General features: G+C 72.1%; 1 protein-coding gene. It reads right to left on the reverse strand.

The window, feature by feature from the left end; all coding sequences use genetic code 11:
- Positions 1-1,201, reverse strand: a 1,201-nt coding sequence (locus AB0A97_RS39240; RefSeq protein ID WP_361160101.1) for a biotin carboxylase N-terminal domain-containing protein, incomplete at its 3' end; no start/stop codon positions are given.
- Positions 1,202-1,203: the final 2 nt, after the last annotated feature.

The following is a 1,203-nucleotide window of genomic DNA, read 5'->3' on the forward strand; positions in this document are numbered from 1 at the left end:
CGGCGCGTTGCAGGGCCTGCTGACGGGTGGCGCCGGTGATGATGAGCTTGGCGAGCAGGGAGTCCCAGGCCGGGCCGATGACGGAGCCGGACTCCACGCCCGCGTCCAGGCGCACGCCGGGGCCGGCGGGGGCCTGGAAGGTGGTGACGGTGCCGGGGGCCGGGAGGAAGTTGCGGCCGGGGTCCTCGCCGTTGATGCGGAACTCGAAGGAGTGGCCGCGTACCGGCGGGTCGTCGTAGCCGAGTTCTTCGCCGTCGGCGATGCGGAACATCTCGCGGACCAGGTCCAGGCCGGTGACCTCTTCGGTGACCGGGTGCTCGACCTGGAGGCGGGTGTTGACCTCCAGGAAGGAGATGGTGCCGTCCTGGCCGACGAGGAATTCGCAGGTGCCCGCGCCCTGGTAGCCGGCTTCCTTGAGGATGGCCTTGGAGGCGCGGTAGAGCTCGGCGTTCTGCTCGTCGCTCAGGAACGGTGCGGGGGCTTCTTCGACGAGCTTTTGGTGGCGGCGCTGGAGGGAGCAGTCACGGGTGGAGACGACGACGACGTTGCCGTGCTGGTCGGCCAGGCACTGGGTCTCCACGTGCCGGGGGCGGTCGAGGTAGCGCTCGACGAAGCACTCGCCGCGGCCGAAGGCGGCGACGGCCTCGCGGACGGCGGAGTCGTACAGCTCGGGGACTTCTTCGAGGGTGCGGGCGACCTTCAGGCCGCGGCCGCCGCCGCCGAAGGCGGCCTTGATGGCGATGGGCAGGCCGTGCTGTTCGGCGAAGGCCACGACTTCGTCGGCGCCGGAGACCGGGTCGGGGGTGCCGGCGACCAGGGGGGCGCCGGCGCGCTGGGCGATGTGGCGGGCCGCGACTTTGTCGCCGAGGTCGCGGATGGCCTGGGGCGGGGGGCCGATCCAGGTCAGTCCGGCGTCCAGGACGGCCTGGGCGAATTCGGCGTTCTCGGACAGGAAGCCGTAGCCGGGGTGGATGGCGTCGGCACCTGAATCGGCGGCCGCGGCCAGGACCTTGGTGATGTCGAGGTAGCTGGTGGCCGGGGTGTCACCGCCCAGTGCGTAGGCCTCGTCCGCCGCGCGCACGTGCAGGGCGTCCCGGTCGGGGTCGGCGTAGACGGCCACACTCCCGATTCCGGCGTCCCGGCACGCCCGGGCAACGCGGACAGCGATTTCGCCTCGGTTGGCGATGAGCACCTTGCGCACGA

The sequence above is a fragment of the Streptomyces sp. NPDC045470 genome (assembly GCF_040646595.1).
Taxonomy (GTDB): Bacteria; Actinomycetota; Actinomycetes; order Streptomycetales; family Streptomycetaceae; genus Streptomyces.